21 protein-coding genes are annotated in these 23597 nt (G+C 34.3%); 10 read left to right on the forward strand and 11 right to left on the reverse strand.

The window, feature by feature from the left end; all coding sequences use genetic code 11:
* Positions 1 to 48: 48 nt before the first annotated feature.
* Both E0F91_RS12835 and E0F91_RS12840 read right to left on the reverse strand, forming a co-directional pair.
* The gene (locus E0F91_RS12835) at positions 49 to 912 is read right to left on the reverse strand and encodes a PhzF family phenazine biosynthesis protein (protein ID WP_132066864.1); all 864 of its coding nucleotides are present in this window, start codon (positions 910 to 912) and stop codon (positions 49 to 51) included.
* Between the two features lie 205 nt (positions 913 to 1117).
* Positions 1118 to 4132 (reverse strand): tetratricopeptide repeat protein, encoded by a 3015-nt coding sequence (locus E0F91_RS12840; protein ID WP_132066865.1) that lies wholly within the window; start codon positions 4130 to 4132, stop codon positions 1118 to 1120.
* A gap of 247 nt (positions 4133 to 4379) precedes the next feature.
* Between E0F91_RS12840 and E0F91_RS12845 the strand changes: the two genes are divergently transcribed.
* Both E0F91_RS12845 and E0F91_RS12850 read left to right on the forward strand, forming a co-directional pair.
* The gene (locus E0F91_RS12845) at positions 4380 to 5066 is read left to right on the forward strand and encodes a cell division ATP-binding protein FtsE (RefSeq protein ID WP_132066866.1); all 687 of its coding nucleotides are present in this window, start codon (positions 4380 to 4382) and stop codon (positions 5064 to 5066) included.
* Positions 5066 to 5968: a glycosyltransferase gene (locus tag E0F91_RS12850; protein WP_132066867.1), complete on the forward strand. Its 903-nt coding sequence runs from the start codon at positions 5066 to 5068 to the stop codon at positions 5966 to 5968. Before E0F91_RS12845 ends, E0F91_RS12850 begins: the two co-directional genes overlap by 1 nt.
* Here E0F91_RS12850 and E0F91_RS12855 read toward each other — a convergent pair.
* Genes E0F91_RS12855 through E0F91_RS12865 form a run of 3 tightly spaced genes read right to left on the reverse strand, consistent with a single transcriptional unit; the run spans position 5955 to position 8567 of the window.
* Positions 5955 to 7055 (reverse strand): glycosyltransferase family 4 protein, encoded by a 1101-nt coding sequence (locus tag E0F91_RS12855; protein WP_132066868.1) that lies wholly within the window; start codon positions 7053 to 7055, stop codon positions 5955 to 5957. The genes E0F91_RS12850 and E0F91_RS12855 overlap by 14 nt on opposite strands.
* Positions 7052 to 7456, reverse strand: coding sequence for a sugar 3,4-ketoisomerase (locus tag E0F91_RS12860; protein ID WP_132066869.1), 405 nt, complete (start codon positions 7454 to 7456; stop codon positions 7052 to 7054). Before E0F91_RS12860 ends, E0F91_RS12855 begins: the two co-directional genes overlap by 4 nt.
* 4 nt (positions 7457 to 7460) lie before the next feature.
* A complete protein-coding gene (locus E0F91_RS12865) occupies positions 7461 to 8567 on the reverse strand; it encodes a glycosyltransferase (RefSeq protein ID WP_132066870.1) in 1107 nt (368 codons plus the stop codon).
* 46 nt (positions 8568 to 8613) lie between these two features.
* On the opposite strand from E0F91_RS12865, the gene E0F91_RS12870 reads away from it, so the two are divergent.
* Positions 8614 to 9513, forward strand: coding sequence for a glycosyltransferase family 2 protein (locus tag E0F91_RS12870; protein ID WP_132066871.1), 900 nt, complete (start codon positions 8614 to 8616; stop codon positions 9511 to 9513).
* Position 9514: 1 nt separating this feature from the next.
* Here E0F91_RS12870 and E0F91_RS12875 read toward each other — a convergent pair whose 3' ends face one another.
* The 5 genes from E0F91_RS12875 to E0F91_RS12895 are packed head-to-tail and all read right to left on the reverse strand — an operon-like array spanning position 9515 to position 14493.
* On the reverse strand, positions 9515 to 10270 hold the full coding sequence (locus E0F91_RS12875) for an acyltransferase (RefSeq protein ID WP_243698903.1): 756 nt from the start codon (positions 10268 to 10270) through the stop codon (positions 9515 to 9517).
* Positions 10263 to 11750, reverse strand: coding sequence for an oligosaccharide flippase family protein (locus tag E0F91_RS12880; protein WP_132066872.1), 1488 nt, complete (start codon positions 11748 to 11750; stop codon positions 10263 to 10265). The genes E0F91_RS12875 and E0F91_RS12880 overlap by 8 nt, the downstream gene beginning before the upstream one ends.
* A gap of 3 nt (positions 11751 to 11753) precedes the next feature.
* Positions 11754 to 12908 (reverse strand): DegT/DnrJ/EryC1/StrS family aminotransferase, encoded by a 1155-nt coding sequence (locus tag E0F91_RS12885; RefSeq protein ID WP_132066873.1) that lies wholly within the window; start codon positions 12906 to 12908, stop codon positions 11754 to 11756.
* Complete coding sequence (locus E0F91_RS12890) at positions 12905 to 13855, reverse strand: GNAT family N-acetyltransferase (RefSeq protein WP_132066874.1); 951 nt, start codon at positions 13853 to 13855, stop codon at positions 12905 to 12907. The genes E0F91_RS12885 and E0F91_RS12890 overlap by 4 nt, the downstream gene beginning before the upstream one ends.
* A gap of 35 nt (positions 13856 to 13890) precedes the next feature.
* Positions 13891 to 14493: a trimeric intracellular cation channel family protein gene (locus tag E0F91_RS12895; RefSeq protein WP_132066875.1), complete on the reverse strand. Its 603-nt coding sequence runs from the start codon at positions 14491 to 14493 to the stop codon at positions 13891 to 13893.
* Positions 14494 to 14656: 163 nt separating this feature from the next.
* Between E0F91_RS12895 and E0F91_RS12900 the strand changes: the two genes are divergently transcribed.
* The 7 genes from E0F91_RS12900 to E0F91_RS12930 all read left to right on the forward strand — a co-directional run bounded on the left by E0F91_RS12900 (position 14657) and on the right by E0F91_RS12930 (position 22860).
* Positions 14657 to 15442, forward strand: coding sequence for a TrmH family RNA methyltransferase (locus tag E0F91_RS12900; protein ID WP_132066876.1), 786 nt, complete (start codon positions 14657 to 14659; stop codon positions 15440 to 15442).
* Between the two features lie 54 nt (positions 15443 to 15496).
* Positions 15497 to 17044: a serine hydrolase gene (locus tag E0F91_RS12905; protein ID WP_132066877.1), complete on the forward strand. Its 1548-nt coding sequence runs from the start codon at positions 15497 to 15499 to the stop codon at positions 17042 to 17044.
* Positions 17045 to 17135: 91 nt separating this feature from the next.
* A complete protein-coding gene (locus E0F91_RS12910; RefSeq protein WP_132066878.1) occupies positions 17136 to 19358 on the forward strand; it encodes a RelA/SpoT family protein in 2223 nt (740 codons plus the stop codon).
* A 119-nt stretch (positions 19359 to 19477) separates the two neighbouring features.
* Positions 19478 to 19945: a Fur family transcriptional regulator gene (locus E0F91_RS12915; protein ID WP_066082602.1), complete on the forward strand. Its 468-nt coding sequence runs from the start codon at positions 19478 to 19480 to the stop codon at positions 19943 to 19945.
* A gap of 43 nt (positions 19946 to 19988) precedes the next feature.
* Complete coding sequence (locus E0F91_RS12920; RefSeq protein ID WP_132066879.1) at positions 19989 to 21260, forward strand: adenylosuccinate synthase; 1272 nt, start codon at positions 19989 to 19991, stop codon at positions 21258 to 21260.
* Between the two features lie 137 nt (positions 21261 to 21397).
* Positions 21398 to 21979, forward strand: coding sequence for a GDP-mannose pyrophosphatase NudK (gene nudK, locus E0F91_RS12925; RefSeq protein WP_132066880.1), 582 nt, complete (start codon positions 21398 to 21400; stop codon positions 21977 to 21979).
* Entirely contained in the window at positions 21979 to 22860 is an 882-nt protein-coding gene (locus E0F91_RS12930; protein WP_132066881.1) for a DMT family transporter, read from the forward strand. Before nudK ends, E0F91_RS12930 begins: the two co-directional genes overlap by 1 nt.
* Before the next feature lie 85 nt (positions 22861 to 22945).
* Here E0F91_RS12930 and E0F91_RS12935 read toward each other — a convergent pair whose 3' ends face one another.
* Positions 22946 to 23584, reverse strand: a complete 639-nt coding sequence (locus E0F91_RS12935) for a peroxiredoxin (protein WP_132066882.1) — start codon at positions 23582 to 23584, stop codon at positions 22946 to 22948.
* Positions 23585 to 23597: the final 13 nt, after the last annotated feature.

A 23597-nucleotide genomic window follows, 5' to 3' on the forward strand; every position in this document is an offset into this window, starting at 1 on the left:
TATTTTTTTTACTTCTTAATTTCTAATTCTTCCTTCCAAGCCTTCTGCTTAAACTTCCCATTCGCCTTTAGCGATGAATTGCGTTTTCCCACCTATTTTTATATCAAAATGATTCTCTGTTAGTTTTCCATTAAAATAAATCTGGGACGGCCTCTTGATGAAATCGCCTTGATGATTAATAATTTGAATTTCTGGGGCATTATATTTTAAAAGAAAAGCCTGCAAACAAGCGCTTGCACTACCAGTGGCAGCATCTTCTATCAGTTGATTATTTTCAATACACAGCATTCTACTAGTGAGTTTTTGCTCTTCCAAACAATAAAAATACAAAGCTCTATGACTTGTTTTACAATGCTTGTGTAACCATACGTTCGTCTTATCCTTATCCAAAACCAAATTTTCCAATGCCCTTTTACTTTTTACAGGAACTATTACAAAAGCGCTTCCTGTGGTCACTTCCTGAATGGGAAATGTATCATTAAAATCAGTACTGCTTAAATTACTGAAGTTCAAAAAATCTTCTGCTGAAAAAGTATCCAGAAACTCGGGTTGAGCAGCCTGAAGCCAAACCAAATCTCCCGATTGATATACTGGAATTTCTCCAATTGGGACCAACAACGTAATCTTTTCAGGTTGGTGCTCAAATATGGTATTCATTAAAACCCACGAAGTTCCAATAATTGGATGACCCGCGAACTTCATTTCGTGCTCCGGAGTAAAAATTTTGATCGTTGCCGAATTCTTTTCAACATCAAGTTTGGTTATAAAAGTGCTTTCTGCAAAATTTATTTCTCGCGCAATTTCTTGCATCTGTTTGTCAGTTAAAGCATCGGCCCCTGAGAAAACTGCGAGTTGGTTTCCCGCATATTTTTTCTCTGCAAAAACATCAACGATATAAAAAGATAAGTTCATTCTATGTGTTTATTGGGTTGCAATTATACCTTTTATTATTAAAAATATTTTTTTAAACCATTAAAATTAAGTTTCATTAAGCCTTAATACATCTTAATTTCTTAATGGTTCAAATATTTTATTTATTATTCAGGCTATGCTAAGTGCTATTAATCATTGGTATTACTTAATAAATCTCATGCCTCTTTTCCTATTTCTTACTTATTTATTTTGTAATCGATGAATTGGTTTTAGATTCTTCGGCTTTAATAGTGTTTAATTCTGTTTGTGCATCTGAAACTACATCAGGAAAATCAGTAAAATTTTGAATTACATTTTCTAAAATATAAGTCGCCTGATAACTGTCTTTCAAACCGTAGAAGTTTTTTGCCATTAACACCAATCCTTTGGCTCCAAAATATTTATATCCGGAATAATTCTTTGCTAATTTTTGAACTGCAGCATTGGAATCTTCATATTTTTCGTCCTTGTTTTTAAAATAAGCGTCATAATATAAAGCTTCAGCAGCTAATTCTCCTTTAGCAATCGTCATTAATTTTACGTAGGCTACTCTTGCTTTTGCTTCGTCACCGGTCTCAATTGCTGCACGTGCAATGATAATTTGCGCATCACTTTTTACAGCATCATCCGTTTTAGGATCCATCAAAACCTTCTCTGCATAAATAACTGAATTTGGATAATCTTTTTTGTCGTAATACAATTTCATTAAATTCGATTGCGCATACGTTTTATTCTGAGAAATATCCGCTTCATTTTCTAAACGGGTCAAAATCACTTGAGCTTTAGCAACATCTTTATTTTTAAGGAAAATTTGAGCCAATCGCGACAAAGATTGTTCTGTAAATTCACTTCTGGACTGCGCAATCACATATTCATAATTCGGAATCGATTTACTCTCTGATCCTTCCGCAAAATACAATTGGCCTAAATAATAATTCGCCTGCAAAGCATGAATCCCACGAGGAAACTGATTTACATAACCACTAAATCCTGCAATAGCCTGCTTGGTATTATTTTGTTGAAACTGTTTTTCAGCCGCTTCATACGTGTCATTATCTAATTCTGCATCCGTTACAGCAACAAAATCTAAGGTACGAACCCAAGTAGCATATTCATCTACTCTGCCATTGTCCACATAAATCAATCGAGCGGTTGCAACTGCTTCTAGAGCCTCTGGAGTTCTAGGGAAATCTGCCGCAACTTTCTTGAATTTCAACAATGCCTGATCGTCTTTGTCTGTGTTATAAAACACTAATCCTTGGCGCAAAATAGCTCTCGAAGTAAAAGAACCTTTTTTAAACTCCGTGTTTAAACGTTCGTACGTCTTTACGGCAAGGTCATTTTTGTTCTCGGCAACGTATGTATTTGCCAATTCAAAAAGCGCATCGTCTCTATATTCTGATTTTGGATACACTTGTAAAAAAGCGTTTAACTCCTCAATTTTCTTATCATTTTTAGCCAAGAATCCGTAGGAAATAGCTTTTTGGAAATAGGCATAATCCGCATCGACACTTTTAGATTCGATTACTTTCGTATATGCCTCCATTGCCGCAGCATATTTTGAAGTTACAAAACGACAATCTGCTAATCGCAAATAGGAATCATTCAAACGAACCTTTTCCAAAGGTGCTTTGTCTATTTGGTTTTGGAAATAATTCCCCGCTTGGTCGTATTCCTTCAATTTAAAATATGCATACGCAATGTTGTAATTACTGTTTTTAAATTCCGGTGTTTTTGATGCTTGGTTCGCACCAATAAACTGCTTAAAACTCAACAAGGCTTCTTTAAAATCATTCAAAACATATTCTGTTTCTCCCTTCCAGAACGTTGCACGAGCGGAAAAAACAGCCTCTTTTTGTTCAACAATTGATTTGGTAAACATTTTCAGCGCTTCTGGATAATTCCCATCCGTATATAATTCTAAACCTCTATAAAAAAGCACTTTTTGGTACGCTAACTTATTTTCTGGCGATTTATTTCTTTCCAATAATACTAGGGCTTCTTTGTAGTTTTTTGAAGAAATATAGGAATCTATCAATAATTTTTCCACCTCAGAACGGTTGGCATTATTTGGATATTTTTTTAAGAAAGCCTGCAAAACGGCTGGTACGCTTTGGTACGAATTCCCTAATTCATAACTTAACTTAGCATAATTCAAACTCGCATCTTCTTGAATAGCGCCATCAAAATCCATTTCCGAAGCATTTTTAAAGGCATTCAAAGCTTGTTGCTTTTTATCGGTATTCAGGTAACTTTCTCCCAAATGATAATACGCATTTTGCGCTACGAAATCTTTCCCGCCAATGATTTTATTGAACTGAGAAATCGCATTTTCGTAGTCTTTTTGTTTGTAATATGCATATCCCAATTGATAAAAATCCGTATTGTTCCATTTTCCTTTTTTCCCTTTGTAGGCTACTAAAAATGGAATGGCTTGATCATATTGTTTCAAATTGAAGTAGCTTTCACCAATGATTTTATTCAGTTCTGATTTTTCCAAAGGAGTTGATTTTGCCATGGCTTTCTGACCTAAATCAATTGCTTTCTGGAAATTCCCCAACTTAAAATTCATATCCGCTTGATAATAGGACAGTTTTTCTTTGTATTTTTCTTCGCCCGAAACTTCGTCAAAATACTTGGTTGCTTGCTTATAATCATCTCCTTCATAGGCCATAAAACCTAAATAATATTTGGCTTGAGAACCATATTCTGCAGAGTTTACGACTTTATTGAAATAAGAGGTAGCTTCTTTTTTCTTTTTGGCATTAAAAAAACTGTATCCTTTTTGGAAATTGAATTTATCTTGATCTTTTCTGCTTAAACTACTTTCGTCCACTTTATCAAACCATTGTAATGCTTGTGGATAATTCCCTTGGTTAAAATGAAAATGTGCCACTTCAATATACGCCTGATTTTGTTTTACGCTCGTTGGATAATCCGAAACAAATTGCTCCATCAATTCATCGGCATTCGATTGATTGGTGCGAATGGCACAATTTGCAGCATAATACGCGCAATCTGATTTCAATTCTTCAGTTGTGGCAGTTTGTTTTACTTTATTAAAAATAAGTTGTGCCGATGCATACTGTTCCTCTTTAAATAAAGAAACCGCTTTATTGAAATCTTTTGAATCGTGGGTATAAATGGTTGATTTTTGTGCCGAAACATTGGGCGTTATGATGAAAATGAAAAAAAAGTAGCCCCAGAAAAGTTTACGCATTGTGATTTTATTTTAATAATTCAAATGTATCATATTCTAAAGTCTATAACGAATCGTTGTTGGTTTTTATTATGAACATTTTTTAAACACCATAGAATTCAACTTTCAGTAGCGAAGTAATGATCGCTTTAAAGGGCGCTACTTTCTTCGATTTTTTATAATTATTGCAATTCTATCTAATTGAACAGAATTTATTTTGAATAGAACCGATATCTTATTACTTTTACCCAATAAACAAATGCAAATTATGTCACAATCCGTACTGTCTTTAAAAAATGTAACGATTTATCAAGAAGCAAAATCTATTCTAACAGAGGTCAACTTGGAGGTAAATCATGGAGAATTCCTTTACATCATTGGGAAAACAGGCTCTGGAAAAAGTAGTTTAATGAAAACTTTATATGCTGATTTACCTTTAACGGAAGGAGAAGGAAACATCGTAGATTTTGATTTAGGTTCTTTAAAAGAAGATGACATTCCGTTTTTGAGAAGAAAAATTGGGATTGTTTTTCAAGATTTCAAATTACTTCCGGACCGAACTGTGAATGACAATATGCTATTTGTATTGAAAGCAACAGGCTGGGTCAACGACATTGACATGCAAAATAAAATTGAGGAAGTTTTAAATAAAGTGGGAATGAGAGATTTTGGTAAAAAAATGCCTCATCAACTTTCTGGAGGGGAACAACAACGTGTAGCAATTGCTCGTGCTTTATTGAATGACCCCGAATTAATCCTTGCGGATGAACCTACAGGAAATTTAGATCCACAAACGAGTGCCGAAGTATTGGAAGTCTTAAAAAAAATCAATGCCAATGGAAAAACCATCATTATGGCAACGCATGATTATGCCTTATTGATGAAATTCCCTTCGAAAACATTAAAATGTGAAGACTCTAAAATTTTCGAAGTGATCCAGCAGAGAACGGCATAATGCTTTCTATTCTGGTTCCAATATACAATTACAATGTGTACCCTCTTGTTGTAGCGCTGCACAAACAGTGTACGGATTGCGGAATAGCATTTGAAATTCTATGCCAAGATGACGCGTCTAACTCCAATTTAAACTCCTTTAATGAAGAGGTAAACACACTTTCCAATTGTAGTTTTATCTCCTTAAAAAAAAATCTGGCACACCGCGAAAACAGAAATTCACTTGCCGCACAAGCACAATTTGATTATTTGCTTTTCATAGACGGAGATTCCATAATTATTGATGACCACTACATAAAAAAATACATCGACAATCTTCTAGATTTTGATGTTGTTTATGGTGGAAGGTTGCATCCTGAAAAATGTCCTTCAAACAATCAAAAACTACGCTGGAAATACGGGAAATTCGTTGAAGATAAAGCTTCCGAAAACCGAAAGAAAAAACCATATCTATCGCTACTTTTTAACAATACCGTTATTAAAAAAGCATGTTTCAACAAAGTAAAATTTGACACCAACAGAAAGAAATACGGTCATGATGACACCCAACTTTCGTATGCGTTGAGTCTATTACAATGTAAAGTAAATCACATTGAAAATCCTGTTGAACACGGAGATATTGACACTAATTTAGTTTATTTAAACAAAACCAAAGAGTCTTTAGAAAATCTGATTGCGCTTTATGAAGAAGAAAAAATTGATGTTGCGTTTGTAAAGTTGATTCAATTGTATCATTTTTTAAAAAGTACAAAAATTACTTTTATCATTTCCAAAATACATTCCGTTTTTCAGCATTTATTAATGAAGAATTTGACAGGAAATCATCCTAATTTATTTCTTTTTAATTGGTATCGAGTTGGATATTTATGCGCTATCGATGATAAAAAAATTAATTCTTTTTGATTCCGGTGAACAATTGATTCCAAGTTTCCATAATAGCATCGATATGGTATTTTTTGCTGGATACTTTTGCCTTTGTACCCATTTCGTTTCTTACTGTATTATTTTCGATTAAAGTCTCAACTGCTTTTACATAATCTGATTCGTTTCCATTTTTAATCAAAAAACCGTCCTCTCCTTGAGAAATTATTCCTCTCGGCCCGCAAGGACAATCATAAGCAACACAAGGCAATCCTGAAGCCATCGCCTCGATTAAAACCATTCCAAAACCTTCAAATCTGGAGGTCATCAGATAAAAAGAAGCTTCTAAATATTTTTGCTCAATATCTTGAACTGGTTCGTGAAAAACAATATTATTTCCAATATTTAGGTTTTCAGCCACTACTTTTAAATCTACATTTCCAGAAGATTTTCCGTAAACTTCTAATATCCAATCAGGATGTTTCGCAACTACTTTTTTCCAGATTTGCAACAGCCTGTCAAATCCTTTTTCATACGTATGTCGACCAACAGCAATGCCTTTTTTATTTTCTAAAGCGCTAACTTTATTGGAAGCAAACCATAAGGGATTCGGAATAACAATAGTATTTTTGATATTCCATTCTGCAATACTACCGCTTGTTTCCACTACAAATCGATCGTATTGCTGTATTCCGATTTTTTTAAAAACAAGCGTAGCTTTTGCAACCGCTTTAGTAAAAATACTTTTATCCAATTTTCTTTCTTCAATAAACTTAGAACTGTGCATTTCTAGCACCAAAGGAATTTTAATTTTTAAAATAAAAGGAATTAAGTACGCTTTTAAACCATTATCACAAACAATAATAACATCGGGCTGAATGGTTTTAATTTTAGTTTTTAACCCTATGGAAAATGAATTAAAAAACTGAAGCAAGTTCCCTTTCAATACCATATCGTGAAAAAAAATATTGGAATTAAAAGAATAAAACAACGGAGAAAAACCCTCATTTTGAGTTAGAATATGCACTTCATATCCTAATTTTTCAATTAGATAATTTGCTTTAATAGAAAGGACTCTTGCAACACCTCCCTCGTTATTGATGTTGGGAACAACGTATAAAAGCTTCATTTTTTTGATCCCAAAAATTGATTAAAATCCCGAATATAATCTTGTTCATCATAAACATCAGAAGCCAAAACCAAGCAAACCGCTCCCGAAGAAAAATTTTCTAATTCTCTCCAAATTCCTGTTGGGATGTACAACCCAATATTAGGTTTGTTCAATAGAAATGATTTCTTTTCTATTCCGTCATTTAGAACAACTTCAAAACTTCCGCTCAAAGCGATGAGCACTTCGCATTGATTGATGTGCGAATGACTCCCTCTGAAGGAATTGCTGGGCACATCAAAAAGATAATACACACGCTTAAATTCAAATGGCACAATATCCTCTTGAATAAATGCCAAATTTCCACGCCTATCCTCCACAACAGGAATTTGTAAAAGTTGTATGTCTTTTAATGTTGTCATAATTCTATTTTAAGCTTATTTTCATTAAATCCAACCATTGTTTTCCGATAGTTGAAACCGAGAAAGATTGTATACTTTGCAATGCATTTTGCTTGCAATATCGATATAAATTTTCGTCTTCCACCAATAAATTCATTGCTTCAGCAAGTTTTTCTATATCTTGGTTGGCAACCAACAATCCATTTTCCTTATGCTGTATCATTTCTCGTGGTCCTGATGCACAATCAAAAGCTATGACTGGCGTTTCACAAGCCAAAGATTCTAAAATAACATTAGGCAAACCTTCATTCAAACTACTTAAAACAAAAAATCGTGCCTTTTTTAAATATTTAAAAGGATTGTCTTGATAGCCCAAAAAATGTACTTTATCAACTACATTTCTTTTTTTAGCCACATTTACAAGCATTTGCTTTTGTTGACCATCACCTAGTAAAACCAAATGAATAGTATTGCTTGACAAAACAGATTTAGCATACGCTTCAATGAGTTTATCAAATTGTTTGATGTTCGTTTCCATTTGGCCCACGCCAATAATATAATCAAATTCAAGCTCATTTTCCGCTTTACTCTTTACGGTAATTTCATCAATATCAATTGGATTATATATTCGGATAACATTTTTAAGCTGGTGTTTCTGCTCTATTAATGCTTTGGATTCATCCGAAATACTGACTATTTTATAACAATTGCCATACATAAAACGGCTAAGAAAAGAACCGTTTGGCAGGTAATGATCTATTAAAAAACTATGAACCGTAAAAATTGTTTTCGTTTTATAAAGCCATTTTGCGATGAGCACTTCTTGAAGGGGTTTTATTCTAAATCGGAAATCGATGATGAAATCAAATTGATTTTCGTCCAGGTATTTTTTAAGAAAAGTGAACCGTTTCCATTTATTAAAAAGGCCGTTGGATGCATTTTTCAGTTTCCCTAAATTGACTAGTTTCCCTGAATAGGCATACGAAACGGAATCGAGAACGATGATGTTATGAATCTCTAATCCTTGTTTTGCAAAAAATTGAGACAAGACCGCCATCACCTTTTCGGCTCCGCCAGTACTTAATCGATAACCAATTAAAGCAATTTTAATTTTTTTGTTGGGCAATATCATTATCGATTTCTTATTTTCGTATCAAATATAACTCTTTTAAAAAAATATGCAAGACAATCCATTGGTTACCATTATTTGCTTGTGTTACAATCAGCAGGACTATATCTTGGAGAGTTTATTTTCAGTAATTAATCAAGATTATCCTTGCATAGAACTAATTGTTGTTGATGATTGTAGTACAGATAATTCAAAAGCTGTAATTGAAAAATGGCGACTTGATTTCCCGAAAATCCAATTTATTGCAAACGAAACTAATTTAGGGAGTACCAAATCGTTCAATAAAGCCTTGAAAAAAGCCAAAGGTGAATATATCATTGACTTGGCGGCTGATGATGTTTTAATGTCGCATTGTGTTAACTCACAAATAAATGCGTTCAAAAATACAGCTTATAAAAATCTTGGCATTGTCTATGGAAATGCTGAATTAATCACTGAAAAAGGAGTTTTTGATTCTTATTATTTTCCTGTGGACCGATATAAAAAAGTAATAACTCCACGTATTACGGGTAACATTTATGAATCCGTTCTTACTGGCGGAGATTGTATGTGTTCCGTTTCATCGATGGTCAAAAAATCAGTATTTGATTCTTTAAATGGATATGACGAGTCGCTGGCTTATGAAGATTTAGATTTTTGGATTCGCGCGTCCCGAAGGTATGACTTCGATTTTATTGATGCCATTTTAATCCAAAAAAGGACAGTCAAGAATTCATTAGGAACCCATTTTTTTAAGAAAAATGATGCTCGAGGTCGAAAAATAAACCACTCTACTTATTTAATTCTGAAAAAGGCAATTGCACTAAATAAAACAAAAAAAGAGAATAAAGCCGTTCTAAAACGCATCCATTTTGAATTGATTTTAGCCTATAAAACAGCAAACTACATGTTACTATTAAAATACATTTCTCTCGAAATAAAGCTAAGATTGCAAGTGCTTTTTCCCTAATCTAGACCCTCAAATAAGCATCCAATGCCGCTTTTTCACCCTCCCAATCTCTGGAAATAGAATCTTTTATGAATTTTGCAGGAATGCCTCCAATTAAAATATTGGATCCAAAAGAAAAATAATCGGAGTTGCACAAACTATTTGAAGCTATCGTACAAAAATCAGGCGTTTTAGTTCCTTGGAGTACCGTCACTCTACTGGATGTGTAATTGTAATTCCCAATTGAAATAGGTGCCGTCATTTTAAATTTTTCGCCACTTTGAGTATCCATCATCTGATGGAAATTGGTATCCATAATTTGAGCTTCCGAACCAAAACGGGCGTAATTTCCGAATACAATTCGTTCGATACAGATCAACTTTGCATTTGAAGCTAAGGATGACATGTGACCGAATTCGCAGTAGCCCTCTTCACCGATATACATAAAATAATCTTTACCAAATTGCACATGTCCTTTAAAAACGAGCGTTCCCAGAATGTTAATTTCGGCAATACCTTTGTGCAGTGTGTTCATTTCATACGGTTGCCCAAAACCAATCATTCCCCTTTTAATAGGTTCAATGATTTGGATTTTTCCAGTTATTGCAGTGAATTTTACTTTTCCATAAAAAAACACAGGCAAATGTTTAGCAATACTTAAAGGAAATTTTTTGAAATTAAAATACAACGTTTTTGTCCAATTTACGGAGTAATAAAATTGTAGCTTTTGATAAATTGACCTTGCTTTTCTATAATTATGTTGTACAATTTTAATCATTTTTTTTCTTGATTAAAGCATTGAAAAATTCTTTAAGTGCCATCTTTTTATTCATCTGAAATAAAACAAAAACAATAGAGAGCACGGCCATTATTGCCATTGCACTGTATTTTAAAATTGGAATTGGAATGTATCGAAACAAAAAAGTGGCCAAACACATCAAGATACAAATTAAATATATTTGGTAAAAATCACTATCGAAATAAAAACCATATCTTTTTCTAGTAATTATTTTTAAACCAAAAAAATGAATCACATAATACACTAAAAAACTAAAACCCAGTCCTTCCAATCCATAAAAATAATAGCCTAAAACATTTAATAGTAAGGATACTGCATTGAAACCTATTGCTGTTTTTAGAAACATTTTTGAATCTCCTTTGGCAATCAAAATGTATCCCATAGACCACGAGACTGCCCGGAATAGCATTGCCAAAATTCCAAAACAAACCATCGGTATGATAGTAGTAAATACAGGTGTAAATACCACTTTAACGATAAGCGGAATCAACGTTAAAAACAAAATTATTATCGGAGTTATAATCAATATCGAAAGAAACGATTGTTGCGAAACACTCGTTCTAACTAACTCATTTTGATTACTAATGGAAGCTAATCTCGGAAAATAATCAGTACTCATCACCGTGAAAATAATCCCAACATACGAATTCAATAACGTAAAACCGGCATTATAAAATCCTACTTGTTCTAAACCACCTTGTTTTCCAACATAAATTTGGATTAAATACGTAGTCAATAAAGTCAATAAACCGCTTATCGTAAGCATAAATCCTAGCTTGACGATACGCTTTCCCTCTATCATTAATTGCGGTTTTGTTACGTTCCTTTTTTCGATTACTACTTTTTTCGAATAGTAAAAAGAAAAGAATAAAGCCGATAACGAAATCCCAATTATTGTGGGTACAATTGCATCAATTCCATAAAAATAATACAACGGAACGGAGAGTAGCAAACCGAAAATATTTCCATATAAATTCGCTTTAGCCAAAAATCTCATTTTTCGTAATCCTTGCAAAATAGCTAATTCTGCCACTGTCAATTGTCTAAAAAGTAACACAAGGGAAAGTAACATAAACGAATGCATTTGGTCTGTATTTCCAAAAGTAATAAGGCTCAACCAATTTGAAAAAAGCAACGTCAGTACCGATCCAATGATTCCAGTTACTAATGCCACTTTTTTAACCACTGAAACCGTAACCGAAACTGTATTCAAATCTTCATTCTTGTAATCTGCTGAAATATGCTTAACCGCACTTGTTTCAATTCCTAAACCAGAAAATCCACCAATGATACCAATGGCTGAGTTTAATAAAGCAATTATACCCATTCCTGCTGGACCAACAAAAACAGCTATTAATTTGGTTCGGATTATGGCAATGAAAATCGTGAACAATTGAACACCACCAAAAAGCGAAGTCGTTTTTAAAATTTGATGATATGACGTTTTAGTATCAGCCATTCATTAATATCGATTTAGAACAGCAATAATAAAATTCACCTCCTCGACAGTCAAAACTGGACTCATAGGCAAACTCAATACTTCATCATGAATTTTTTCAGTGATTGGAAAAGTGAGATTATTCCATCCCGAAGCTTCAGTAGAAAATGCTTTTTGCTTATGAGGCGGAACTGGATAATGAATTGATGTCTGAATCCCATTTTGATGTAAATAATCCTGTAGATCGATTCTGTTTTGTGTTCTAATAACAAACAAATGAAAAACGTGATTAGATTGCTTCGTTCCTCGCAATGACACTGTTGGAAGAATTATTTTATCGTTTTTAATTTCAGACAAATACCGTTTGGCAATTGTTTTGCGCTGTTCATTATTGGCATCTAAAAAAGGCAATTTCACATTTAAAAAAGCCGCTTGAATTTCGTCTAATCGTGAATTTACACCAATATAATCATTGTAATATTTGGTTTCCGAACCATAATTCCGAAGCGATTGAATCACTTGAGTTAGCTCCAAATCATTTGTGGTAACTGCGCCACCGTCACCTAAACAACCTAAATTCTTACTGGGGTAAAAACTATAAGCAGCAGCACCGTCCGAACCAAAAGTAGTCGCCTTCTCTTTCACTTTTGTTCCCCCTTCGGGGATTATGGGGCTTGTTGCACCGTGTGCCTGAGCCGCATCTTCAATTACAAGTAAAGCATTTGCAACAGCAATTCGATGTACAACATCCATTTCTGCCAATTGTCCGTACAAGTGAACGACGAGAATCGCTTTGGTTTTTGAGGTGATTTTTTCTGCAATTAAATCAGGATTGATATTGTAAGTTTCTAGTTTTGGCTCGACCAAAACAGGAACTAAATCAGCTTGTAAAATTGCGAGAATACTAGCAATATAGGTATTTGCAGGAACAATGACTTCATCGCCTTTTTGCAGTTTTCCAAGTTGAATATAGCCTTTGAAGATCAAAACTAAAGCATCAAAACCATTTCCAGTTCCAATGCAGTATTGTGTTCCGCAATACTTCGCAAAGTTCGTTTCGAATTCCTTTACTTCATTCCCTAAAACATACCAACTATTGGCTAAAACCACTTTCAATTTTTCTTGAAAAGCAATTTCATACGGTTCGTTTATTTTCTTTAAATCAAGAAATGGTATCATATTAGCTTCATTTTATAAAAATCCTGACTGTAAACGGAACAGCCTAATTCTTCTTTTTGTTTCAAAAGTCCAACATGATATCCTTTGTCATTATCGTCGTTCACAATTCCCATATCAAAAAATAGTTTGCCTTCGCTCTTGTATTTTTGTATCAAATTAATGAATAAAAAATCTAACGCACGCAACGCCTCCCCTTTTTTAGTAGTGGCTCCATATTGTGATTTCACCACTGTTTCCGTCTCAAAAAGTGTTATCCCGGCAATGATAGTACCATCATAATAAGCTGAAAACTGTCTGATATTATTTGGAAACTTTTCTTTAAGTGCTGTAATTTCTTGTAGCGTATGTACGGGCTTAGCATTGTGTTTTTCTAATAGTCTTGGCTCTAGGACCAATTCCCAAAATGACTCCAATTCTTGTTCTTCTACGAGTTCTACATCGAGTTCTTCTACTTTCCTAAAATGCTTTAATTTACTTTTTGAAATGGTTAATGGCATCGCTAAATTAATACCCAAATTCATTTCTTTTTTATCTAAAAACGCTCCTTTTTTAAACATAAAAAATTCCATTTCAGCGTTGCCTTTTGACACATAGAATAAAGGAATCGGATTGTAATAAAAGGACTGTATCTCCTTGCCTTTGTAAAAAGACAGAACAGCATCCAAAATCGTTGCTACTTTTTCTCCATTTAATTTAGCCGAGTAAACTAATCCGCCATACGTTAAACCTTGATGCGAAAAAACGACAACTCCAACTCTATTGGCAGGTAAAACAGCCACTAGCGTGTCATCCTCAAAAATCATCAACGAGAAATCCTCGAACCGATCGTTGTGGTATTCCATAAAATCTCGGTGAAATAAAAAAGTAGCATTTTTGGCTTGACCAATAAAGGCATTCCAATTTATATAATCGTTTTTTTGGTATTGTTTGACAGCGTAGTTTATCACTATATAATTTTAGACTTCGTGAAAGTAAGCAATTTTTATTTATGTTCTAAAGTAGGTAAATACCATTTAAATTTTACAGCCATCAAACGAACGGAGATAATAACCAGCGAGGTTGTCAAATATAAAACATCATTTTCCAAATTAAATTCTCGAAGGACAAAGAAAACAATTCCACCCAAAATGCAAATCGTTGCATAAATTTCTCTCCTAAAAATAACGGGGATTTCAGTACACAAAATATCTCGAATAACGCCTCCAAAACAAGCGGTCATAGTTCCTAAAGCCACACAAATAACTGGATGAAGACCTATATTTATTCCTTTTTCAAGACCTATTAACGTAAAAACACCTAAGCCAATAGTATCAAATAAAAACAAGGAAGTTCGTAATCTATCGAATTTTTTTCGAAAAAGGATTGCTAATACAAAGCCTATAATGATTACATAAACGTATTTTAAATCCAACATCCATCCTACCGGAGTTCGACCAATTAGGATGTCTCGCAAGGTTCCGCCGCCAACCGCAGTCACAAATGCAATAATAAAAACTCCAAAAGGATCGAGTTTTTTACTCATTGCCGTTAATGCGCCTGACATGGCAAAAGCCATCGTTCCGATGATGTCTAATAAATGAAACATTTCAATTGGGATTTTGGCAAAAATAGAGAAAATACCCGTGAATACAGCTTGAAACACCTACAATAAATGAAACTAATGCTTTCAAATAAATATTCAAATCGGATTAGAAAACTGAATTTTCTCTGTGTATCTTTGTTTCCTATAAATTAAATAGTTGTACCTCTTGAAACAAATCACTTCGATACAAAATCCATACATCAAATCCTTAGTGCAATTGCAGGAAAAAGCAAAGGCACGCAAACAATCTGGAACCTTTTTAATGGAAGGAAAACGCGAAATTTCAATTGCCATTAAAGGCGGTTATAAAATAGAGACGCTGTTGTTTTTACCTGAAATTTGCTCAGAAACTGAAGCCCGGCAATTAGCTGCAACTGCAGAGCTGATTGAAATCAATAAAGAAGTCTTTCAAAAACTGGCCTATCGGGATACTACCGAGGGTATTTTGGCTGTAGCCAAAACTAAATCGATGCAGTTATCCGATCTGAAATTATCTGAAAACCCATTGATTCTTGTTGCCGAAGCTCCAGAAAAACCAGGAAATATTGGTGCTTTATTGCGTACCGCCGATGCTGCAAATCTCGATGCGGTGATTATTGCCAATCCAAAAAGTGATTTGTATAACCCAAATATTGTGCGTTCCAGCGTAGGTTGTTTGTTTACGAACCAAATTGCAACTGGAATCACATCAGAAATTATTGCTTTTTTGAAAGAAAGAAATATCAGTTTTTATTGTGCTACTTTACAAAACTCCACTTCGTATCACACGCAGGATTACACGACTCCAACGGCATTAGTCGTAGGAACAGAAGCCACAGGATTGACAGAGGAATGGCGAATAGCAGCAACCCAAAATATTATTATTCCGATGCAAGGCGAAATTGATTCGATGAATGTTTCCGTTGCCGCAGCCATCTTAATTTTTGAAGCCAAAAGACAAAGAGGGTTTTAAATTTTTGATAGCAGATTAACGATTTTTGATGGCAGATTTAAAAACAAAAAAAATATGAAAAATAATTTATTCGTTGTAATAGCATTAATTTCAACCACTCTTTCCTTCGCACAAATCAGCTCGACTCAAGTGGATGAATTAGCAGATCGCACTTTAAAAACATTTAATGTTCCTGGAATTGCAGTGGCAATAGTCAAAGACGGAAAGATTATTCATGCGAAAGGATATGGTGTAAAATCTATTTTGACTAATGAAAAAGTAGATGCCAATACGCTTTTTGGAATTGCATCCAATAGTAAAGCGTTTACAAGCGCCGCTTTGGCCATGTTAGTGGATGAAGGAAAAGTAAAATGGGATGATAAAGTCATCAAATACCTTCCTAATTTCAAGATGTACAATGAGTATGTAACGAGTGAATTTACGATTCGGGATTTATTGACGCATAGAAGCGGATTGGGTCTTGGCGCCGGCGATTTGATGATTTGGCCTGACGGAAGCGACTTTACAGCACAAGATATCATTCAGAATTTACAGTATTTAAAACCCGTTTCGGCATTTAGAACGCAATACGATTATGACAATTTACTCTATATCGTTGCTGGTGAAGTTATTCGTGAAACAAGTGGTTTGAGTTGGTGTGATTTTGTAGAAGAACGTATGATGAAACCTTTAGAAATGAAGCATAGTGCTGCTTCTTTTTTACGTTTAAAAGACACTACAAACATCATTGCGCCGCACGTCCCTATAGACGGTAAATTAAAAGTAATCAAACGCTATCAAAATCAACTTTTTGATGCGGCTGCCGGAATTTACTCCAGTGTAAATGATTTGAGTAAATGGACCATTATGCAAATGAACAACGGAAAATATGGTGCTGATAACAGGCAATTATTCTCGAAAAAAGAGCATGATGAAATGTGGCAATTACAAACCATAATTCCAGCGGCCACAAGACCTCCGTACAATACGCATTTCAGTGGTTATGGATTGGGCTGGTTTTTAAGCGACGTAAAAGGATTCAAACAAGTAACGCACACCGGAGGATTAGAGGGAATTGTAACTCAGGTTACTCTTATACCAGAACTGAATTTAGGAATTATTGTTTTGACGAATCAACAATCTGGCGCTGCCTTCAGAGCAATTACAAATACAATAAAAGACAGTTATTTAGGAATCCAATCCGAGGATTATGTAACAAACTATAGCGCGAGTTTAAAAGAAAATGAAGCCTCTGCTGACAAAGTAACTGATGAAGTTTGGGCAACCGTAGCCAAGAATAAAAAAGACAAAATCAAAATTGATTTCAAAAGTTTTACTGGTACCTATAAAGACAATTGGTTTGGAGAAGTCGTCCTTTCAGAAAAAAAAGGAAGATTATTTTTTGCTTCAAAACGTTCCCCACAACTTACAGGTGAAGTTTTTTTCTATAAAGACACAAATTATGTCGTAAAATGGGATAATGCCTATTTCCATGCTGATGCGCATTTGTTTTTTGAATGTGATGCTACTGGAAAAGCCGTACGATTAACTATGAAACCCATTTCTGAATTGACTGATTTTAGTTACGATTTTCAGGATTTAGATTTCAAAAGAATAAATTAAATAGAAATCCACATTTCTTAGACCTTAATTCAACTATAGATTTGCATATCTGCAAGCTAATTGCTATTTTTAAGAAATGAACCATGCCGTTATGACAGAAATAGATATTGAGAAAGAAAATAAAGCAATTGCTCAAGAATACAAAGAGTTACTTCGAATAAGTTATCAAACCTTAACTCCTGAAGACAAGAAACTAATTCGAAAAGCATTTGATGTTTCGGTAGAAGCCCATAAAGAACAACGAAGAAAATCAGGTGAAGCCTATATCTTCCACCCTATTGCTGTAGCAAAAATTGTTGCTTCAGAAATAGGCTTGGGTGCTACCTCTATTGCAGCTGCCTTGTTGCACGATGTTGTTGAGGATACACCAACTACTGTTCAGGATATTGAACGCTTGTTTAATCCAAAAGTAGCTCAAATTGTAGAAGGATTGACCAAAATATCGTTAGTACAACGAGATTTAAATGTTTCCATGCAAGCAGAAAATTTCCGTAAAATGATATTAACCCTGAACGATGATGTTCGTGTTATTCTTATCAAACTTGCGGATCGTTTGCACAACATGCAAACTATGGATTCAATGCAAGAAGACAAACAAACCAAAATTGCATCGGAAACTTTATACATCTACGCACCACTAGCGCATCGCTTGGGATTATATAATATAAAAACCAAGCTGGAGGATTTAGGATTAAAATATACGGAACCTGCAATTTATAACGAAATTGTAAGTAAAATAAGAGAAACTAAAGAAGAACAAGATGCTTACATCAAAGATATTTCTGATATTCTAAAAAAATCATTAGATGAAGAAGGAATAGAATATATCATAAAAGGCCGACCAAAATCGATCTATTCTATTCGTAGAAAAATGTTAGCACAAAACGTGAGTTTTGATGAAGTATATGACAAATTTGCACTTCGAATTGTGTACAAATCAACGCCACATGACGAGAAATTCGTTGCTTGGAAAATATATTCTATTGTTACGGACCATTACAGACCAAGCCCAAGTCGTTTACGCGATTGGATTTCGTCACCAAAATCAACAGGTTATGAAGCCTTGCACATCACGGTTATGGGGCCAAAAGGGAGATGGGTAGAAGTACAAGTGCGAAGCGAAAGAATGGATGAAATTGCCGAAAAAGGATATGCTGCACATTACAAATACAAGAATGGTGCTACCGAAGAAAGTGGTCTAGACGTATGGCTTAATTTACTAAAGGAAGCCTTAGAAAATTCTGAGACGAATGCCGTAGACTTTGTAGAGGATTTCAAAATGAATTTATATTCAAAAGAGATCTTCGTTTTTACTCCAAAAGGAGAAATAAAATCGTTGCCTAAAGGAGCTACATCACTCGATTTTGCGTTTAGCATTCACTCTGAAATAGGAATACGAACGAGAGGAACACGGGTCAATGGAAAACTAGTTCCTTTGAATTTTGAATTAAAAAGTGGAGATCAAATAGAAGTCATCACCTCACAGCATCAAAAACCTACCATTAACTGGCTTGATTATGTCACCACCTCTCGGGCGAAAACAAAAATAAAAAATGTTTTAAACGAAAATACCAAGAAAATTGGTGAAGAAGGCAAAGAACTACTTACTCGTAAATTAAAGCATCTAAAAATAACCATGAGTGAGCAGGTTATTAATGAGCTAGTCAACTTTTTTAAACTAAAAACGAGTTTAGATTTATTTTATAGGGTGGGAATTGGCGCTATCGAGAACCAACAACTTAAAGATTACGCAGCACAAAAGAGCAATACATTCATTAATTTTTTCAAAAATAAAATGAAGCGTTCTTCTAGTACTACTGCTGACGAAGACATTCACAAACCAATAGTTAGCAGTAATTACGACATGCTTGTTTTTGGGAAAGAACATGACAAACTAGATTATAAATTATCTCCTTGCTGTAATCCAATTCCTGGCGATGACGTATTTGGGTTTGTAACCATCAATGAAGGGATAAAAGTGCACAAAAAAGATTGCCCTAATGCTATAGGAATGCAATCCAATTACGCCTACCGAATTATGTCGGCCAAATGGATTGATTCTTCACAGGAAGAGTTCAAAGCCATTATAAACATAACTGGAATGGATGTTTTAGGACTTACGAACCAATTGACAAAAGTGATCTCAAATAATATGCATGTTAATATTCAAAGTATCGCTTTAAGCACTGATGCTGGAATTTTTCATGGCCAAGTTGCCGTAATTGTTCGAAACAATACCATTTTGAAAAAAATGATTAGTAATATCAAAAAGATTGACGGAATAGATAAAGTAACTCGGGAGTACAAAACGTAGCACAATCGTGATTTTGCTGCTTTTTTCTTAAGCATTTTGAACTCGTATTCGAACAAACTTAAAACTTAACAAACCGGAAACTTTAAACTTTAAACTAAAAAAATTATCTTTGCCACTATATGACACTCATTTCCACAGATAACACCAAAAACCAAGAAATTGTAAAAAATGTTTTTACAATGTATCTTGAAAAAAAAGGACATCGCAAAACCCCTGAACGTTATGCTATCCTTCAGGAAATTTACGATAGCGAAGAGCATTTTGATGTAGAAAATTTATATATCAAAATGAAAAACAAAAACTATCGTGTGAGTAGGGCAACCCTTTACAATACAATCGAGTTGCTATTAGATTGTGCTTTAGTCCGCAAACACCAATTTGGACAAAATCAAGCACATTACGAAAAATCGTATTTTGACAAGCAGCACGACCATATTATAATGACTGATACGGGTGAAGTGATTGAATTTTGTGATCCAAGAATCCAAAGTATCAAAAAAACAATCGAAGAAATTTTTGATATCGAAATTACCAATCATTCGTTATATCTCTACGCAGTAAAGAAACAAAAAGACAACTTGGAATAAGATCGTTTAAAAACATAAAAATTAACTACAAATAACGTACAGAATGACCGTAGATTTATTACTAGGATTACAATGGGGAGATGAAGGAAAAGGAAAAATTGTTGATGTTCTTACTTCTAAATACGATATTATTGCTCGTTTTCAAGGAGGACCAAACGCAGGACATACTTTAGAATTTGACGGAATAAAACACGTACTTAGAACCATTCCTTCTGGAATTTTTCACGGAAATAACATGAACATCATTGGTAATGGTGTTGTAATTGACCCTGTAGTTTTTAAAAGTGAAATTGATGGCTTAGCCAAATTTAACTTAGACCTAAAGGCAAAGCTAATTATTTCTAGAAAAGCTCATTTAATATTACCTACCCATCGTTTACTGGATGCAGCATCTGAAGCATCAAAAGGAAAAGCAAAAATAGGTTCTACTCTAAAAGGAATTGGTCCAACGTATATGGATAAAACCGGAAGAAACGGTATCCGCGTTGGAGATATTGAATTAGAGGATTTTGCAGATCGTTACAGAGCTTTGGCGGATAAGCATGAAGCCATGATTGCATTTTACAATGTTGACATTCAATACAATTTACCCGAATTAGAAAAAGAATTTTTTGAAGCTATCGAAGATCTAAAAAAATTAGATTTTATTGATAGTGAAGAGTATTTACACCAAGCTCAAAAGGCAGGTAAATCAATATTATGTGAAGGTGCTCAAGGTTCCTTACTGGACGTTGATTTTGGGACTTATCCCTTTGTAACATCCTCTAACACTACTGCTGCTGGTGCCTGTACTGGTTTAGGAATTGCTCCAAATAAAATCAAAGAAGTATACGGAATTTTCAAAGCGTATGTAACTCGCGTAGGAAGTGGTCCGTTCCCAACAGAACTTTTTGATGAAGACGGTGCTACTATGGCAAGCGTTGGAAATGAATTTGGATCTGTGACGGGCAGACAAAGACGTTGTGGATGGTTAGACTTAGTAGCACTTAAATATGCTATTCAAGTTAATGGTGTTACACAATTAATGATGATGAAAGGAGATGTACTTTCTGGATTTGAAACGTTAAAAGTATGTACCGAATACAATTATAAAGGAGAGAAAATTTCTCATTTTCCTTACAACATCGAACCAGAAAATGTAACTCCAGTATATCAGGAATTCGAAGGTTGGAAACAAGATCTAACAGGAATGACTACCTATGATGAATTACCAACAGAGTTGAAAGAATACATAGCATTCATTGAAAAAGAAGTGGAAGTTCCTATCAAAATAGTTTCTGTAGGTCCAGACAGAAAGCAAACTATTCTTAAATAAGATTACGAAACGCTCTGAAAATTCAGAGCGTTTTTTTTTCTACTCCAACACTCTGTAAAGGAGAGGAAGCCGAAGCTAGATTATTTTTTAATACTAATTTTCTACCTAAACAGAAAAAAAATACTTTCAATACCTCCATGAAAAATCCAACTATCAAAATACAAAAAACCGAATTGCTATCTGACAATTGGTATCTCTTAAACAAAGTTACTTTTGACTATCAAAAAAAAGACGCCTCTTGGATTACCCAAAAAAGAGAAGTCTACGATAGAGGAAACGGAGCGGCTATTTTATTGTACAACACACAACAGAAAACAGTTATTCTAACGAGACAGTTTCGTTTGCCAACCTACCTTAACGGAAATGAAACCGGAATGATGATTGAGGTTTGCGCAGGACTTTTGGATCAAGACAATCCAGAGCAATGCATCATTAGAGAAACCGAAGAAGAAACAGGATACCGCATTTCTAAAGTCAAAAAAGTAATGGAAACCTACATGTCGCCTGGAGCTGTAACTGAAATATTATATTTATTTCTTGGTGAATACGATGAGTCCATGAAGGTGAGTGACGGTGGCGGAGTAGCACATGAAGAAGAAAATATAGATGTAATGGAAATGTCTTTTGACCAAGCGTACGCTATGATTGCATCCGGTCAAATGCAAGATGCAAAGACAATTATGTTGTTACAATATGCAAAAATTCATAATTTGGTTTAATGAGCAATACGACTAAAGGGGTTTTATTTGCCTTAATCGCTACCTTGCTTTGGTCCGTAAACATGGTGATTGCGAGTGGCATTAAAGGGCACATTCCACCTATTGGATTGGCTTTTTGGCGTTGGACCATTGCTTGTATTGTGTTGGCTCCATTTGCCATAAAAAACACTATTAAAAATTTCAAAATTATAAAGATACATATTCGGTATCTTACGATTACGGCAGTATTGGGCATCACTATTTTTAATACGCTGATATACTTTGCAGGAAAAACAACAAGTGCAGTCAACTTATCGTTAATTGCCATTTCAATTCCGTTATTTATTGTTGTACTCTCTCGGATTATTTTCAAAGAGAAAGTGTCCCGTCTAAAAATAGTGGGAATTGGAACCATAATTACAGGAGTTCTAGTGCTTATTTCCAAAGGTTCTGTAGCAGCATTACTCCAAATCAACTTCACTATTGGAGATGTATTGATGCTTGTAGCTTGCTTTTTTTTTGCTTATTACACCATACTAGTGCGAAAAAAACCAGCTGAATTAAGTCCAAAAGTATTCTTGTTCAGTGTTTTCATCATTGGTACCACTTTACTATTCCCTTTTTATATGTATGAGCATCTTTATTACAAAAAAGTGATTTTTGATACTAAAACAGTTTTGGTAACCACATACGTTGGCGTTTGCGCTTCCTTGATTTCATTTTATTTATGGAACGAAGCCATTCGTTTAATTGGAACCTCAAAAACAGCTTTAATTTATTATTTGATTCCAGTGTTCAGTGGAATTCTGGCGTATTTTTTTCTTAACCAAGCTATTTTACTAACCCAAATCATAAGTATGGGAATCATTATTTCCGGGTTATTAATTACCAATAAGAAGTAAAACAGTAAACTTTTGACTAAATAAAAAAAGCAGCATGAAAATAAATTCATTCTGCTTTCTATTTATAAAGTATCCTAAAGATTTACTATTTATTAGGTTGCGGTGTCATTCTTAAATAAGGCTTTACTCTTTCATAACCTTTTGGAAATTTAGCAGCAATCTCTTCGTCTTTAATAGCCGTAGAAATTACTACATTATCTCCATCTTTCCAGTTGGCCGGAGTCGCTACGCTGTATTTAGCTGTCAACTGCAAACTGTCAATTACACGTAATAATTCATCAAAATTCCTACCGGTTGATGCTGGATAGGTTAAGGTCAATTTAACTTTTTTGTCTGGTCCAATAATAAAAACCGAACGAACGGTGAAACTCTCACTTGCATTGGGATGAATCATATCATATAATTCGGCAATATGCTTGTCTTCATCGGCAATTATAGGGAAATTTACAGTTGTATTTTGAGTTTCATTAATATCTTTGATCCACTCCATGTGTGACTCTACTCCATCAACACTTAATGCAATTACTTTTACATTTCGTTTTTCAAATTCAGGATAATAATTTGCAACTGTTCCTAACTCAGTGGTACAAACAGGTGTGAAATCAGCCGGATGAGAGAAAAGAATTCCCCAAGAATCTCCTAACCATTCATGAAATTTTATTTTTCCTTGTGACGTTTCTGCTTCAAAATCAGGAGCAATATCGCCTAATCGTACTGTTGCCATAGTAATTTAATTT

Source organism: Flavobacterium sandaracinum, assembly GCF_004349135.1.
Classification (GTDB): domain Bacteria; phylum Bacteroidota; class Bacteroidia; order Flavobacteriales; family Flavobacteriaceae; genus Flavobacterium; species Flavobacterium sandaracinum.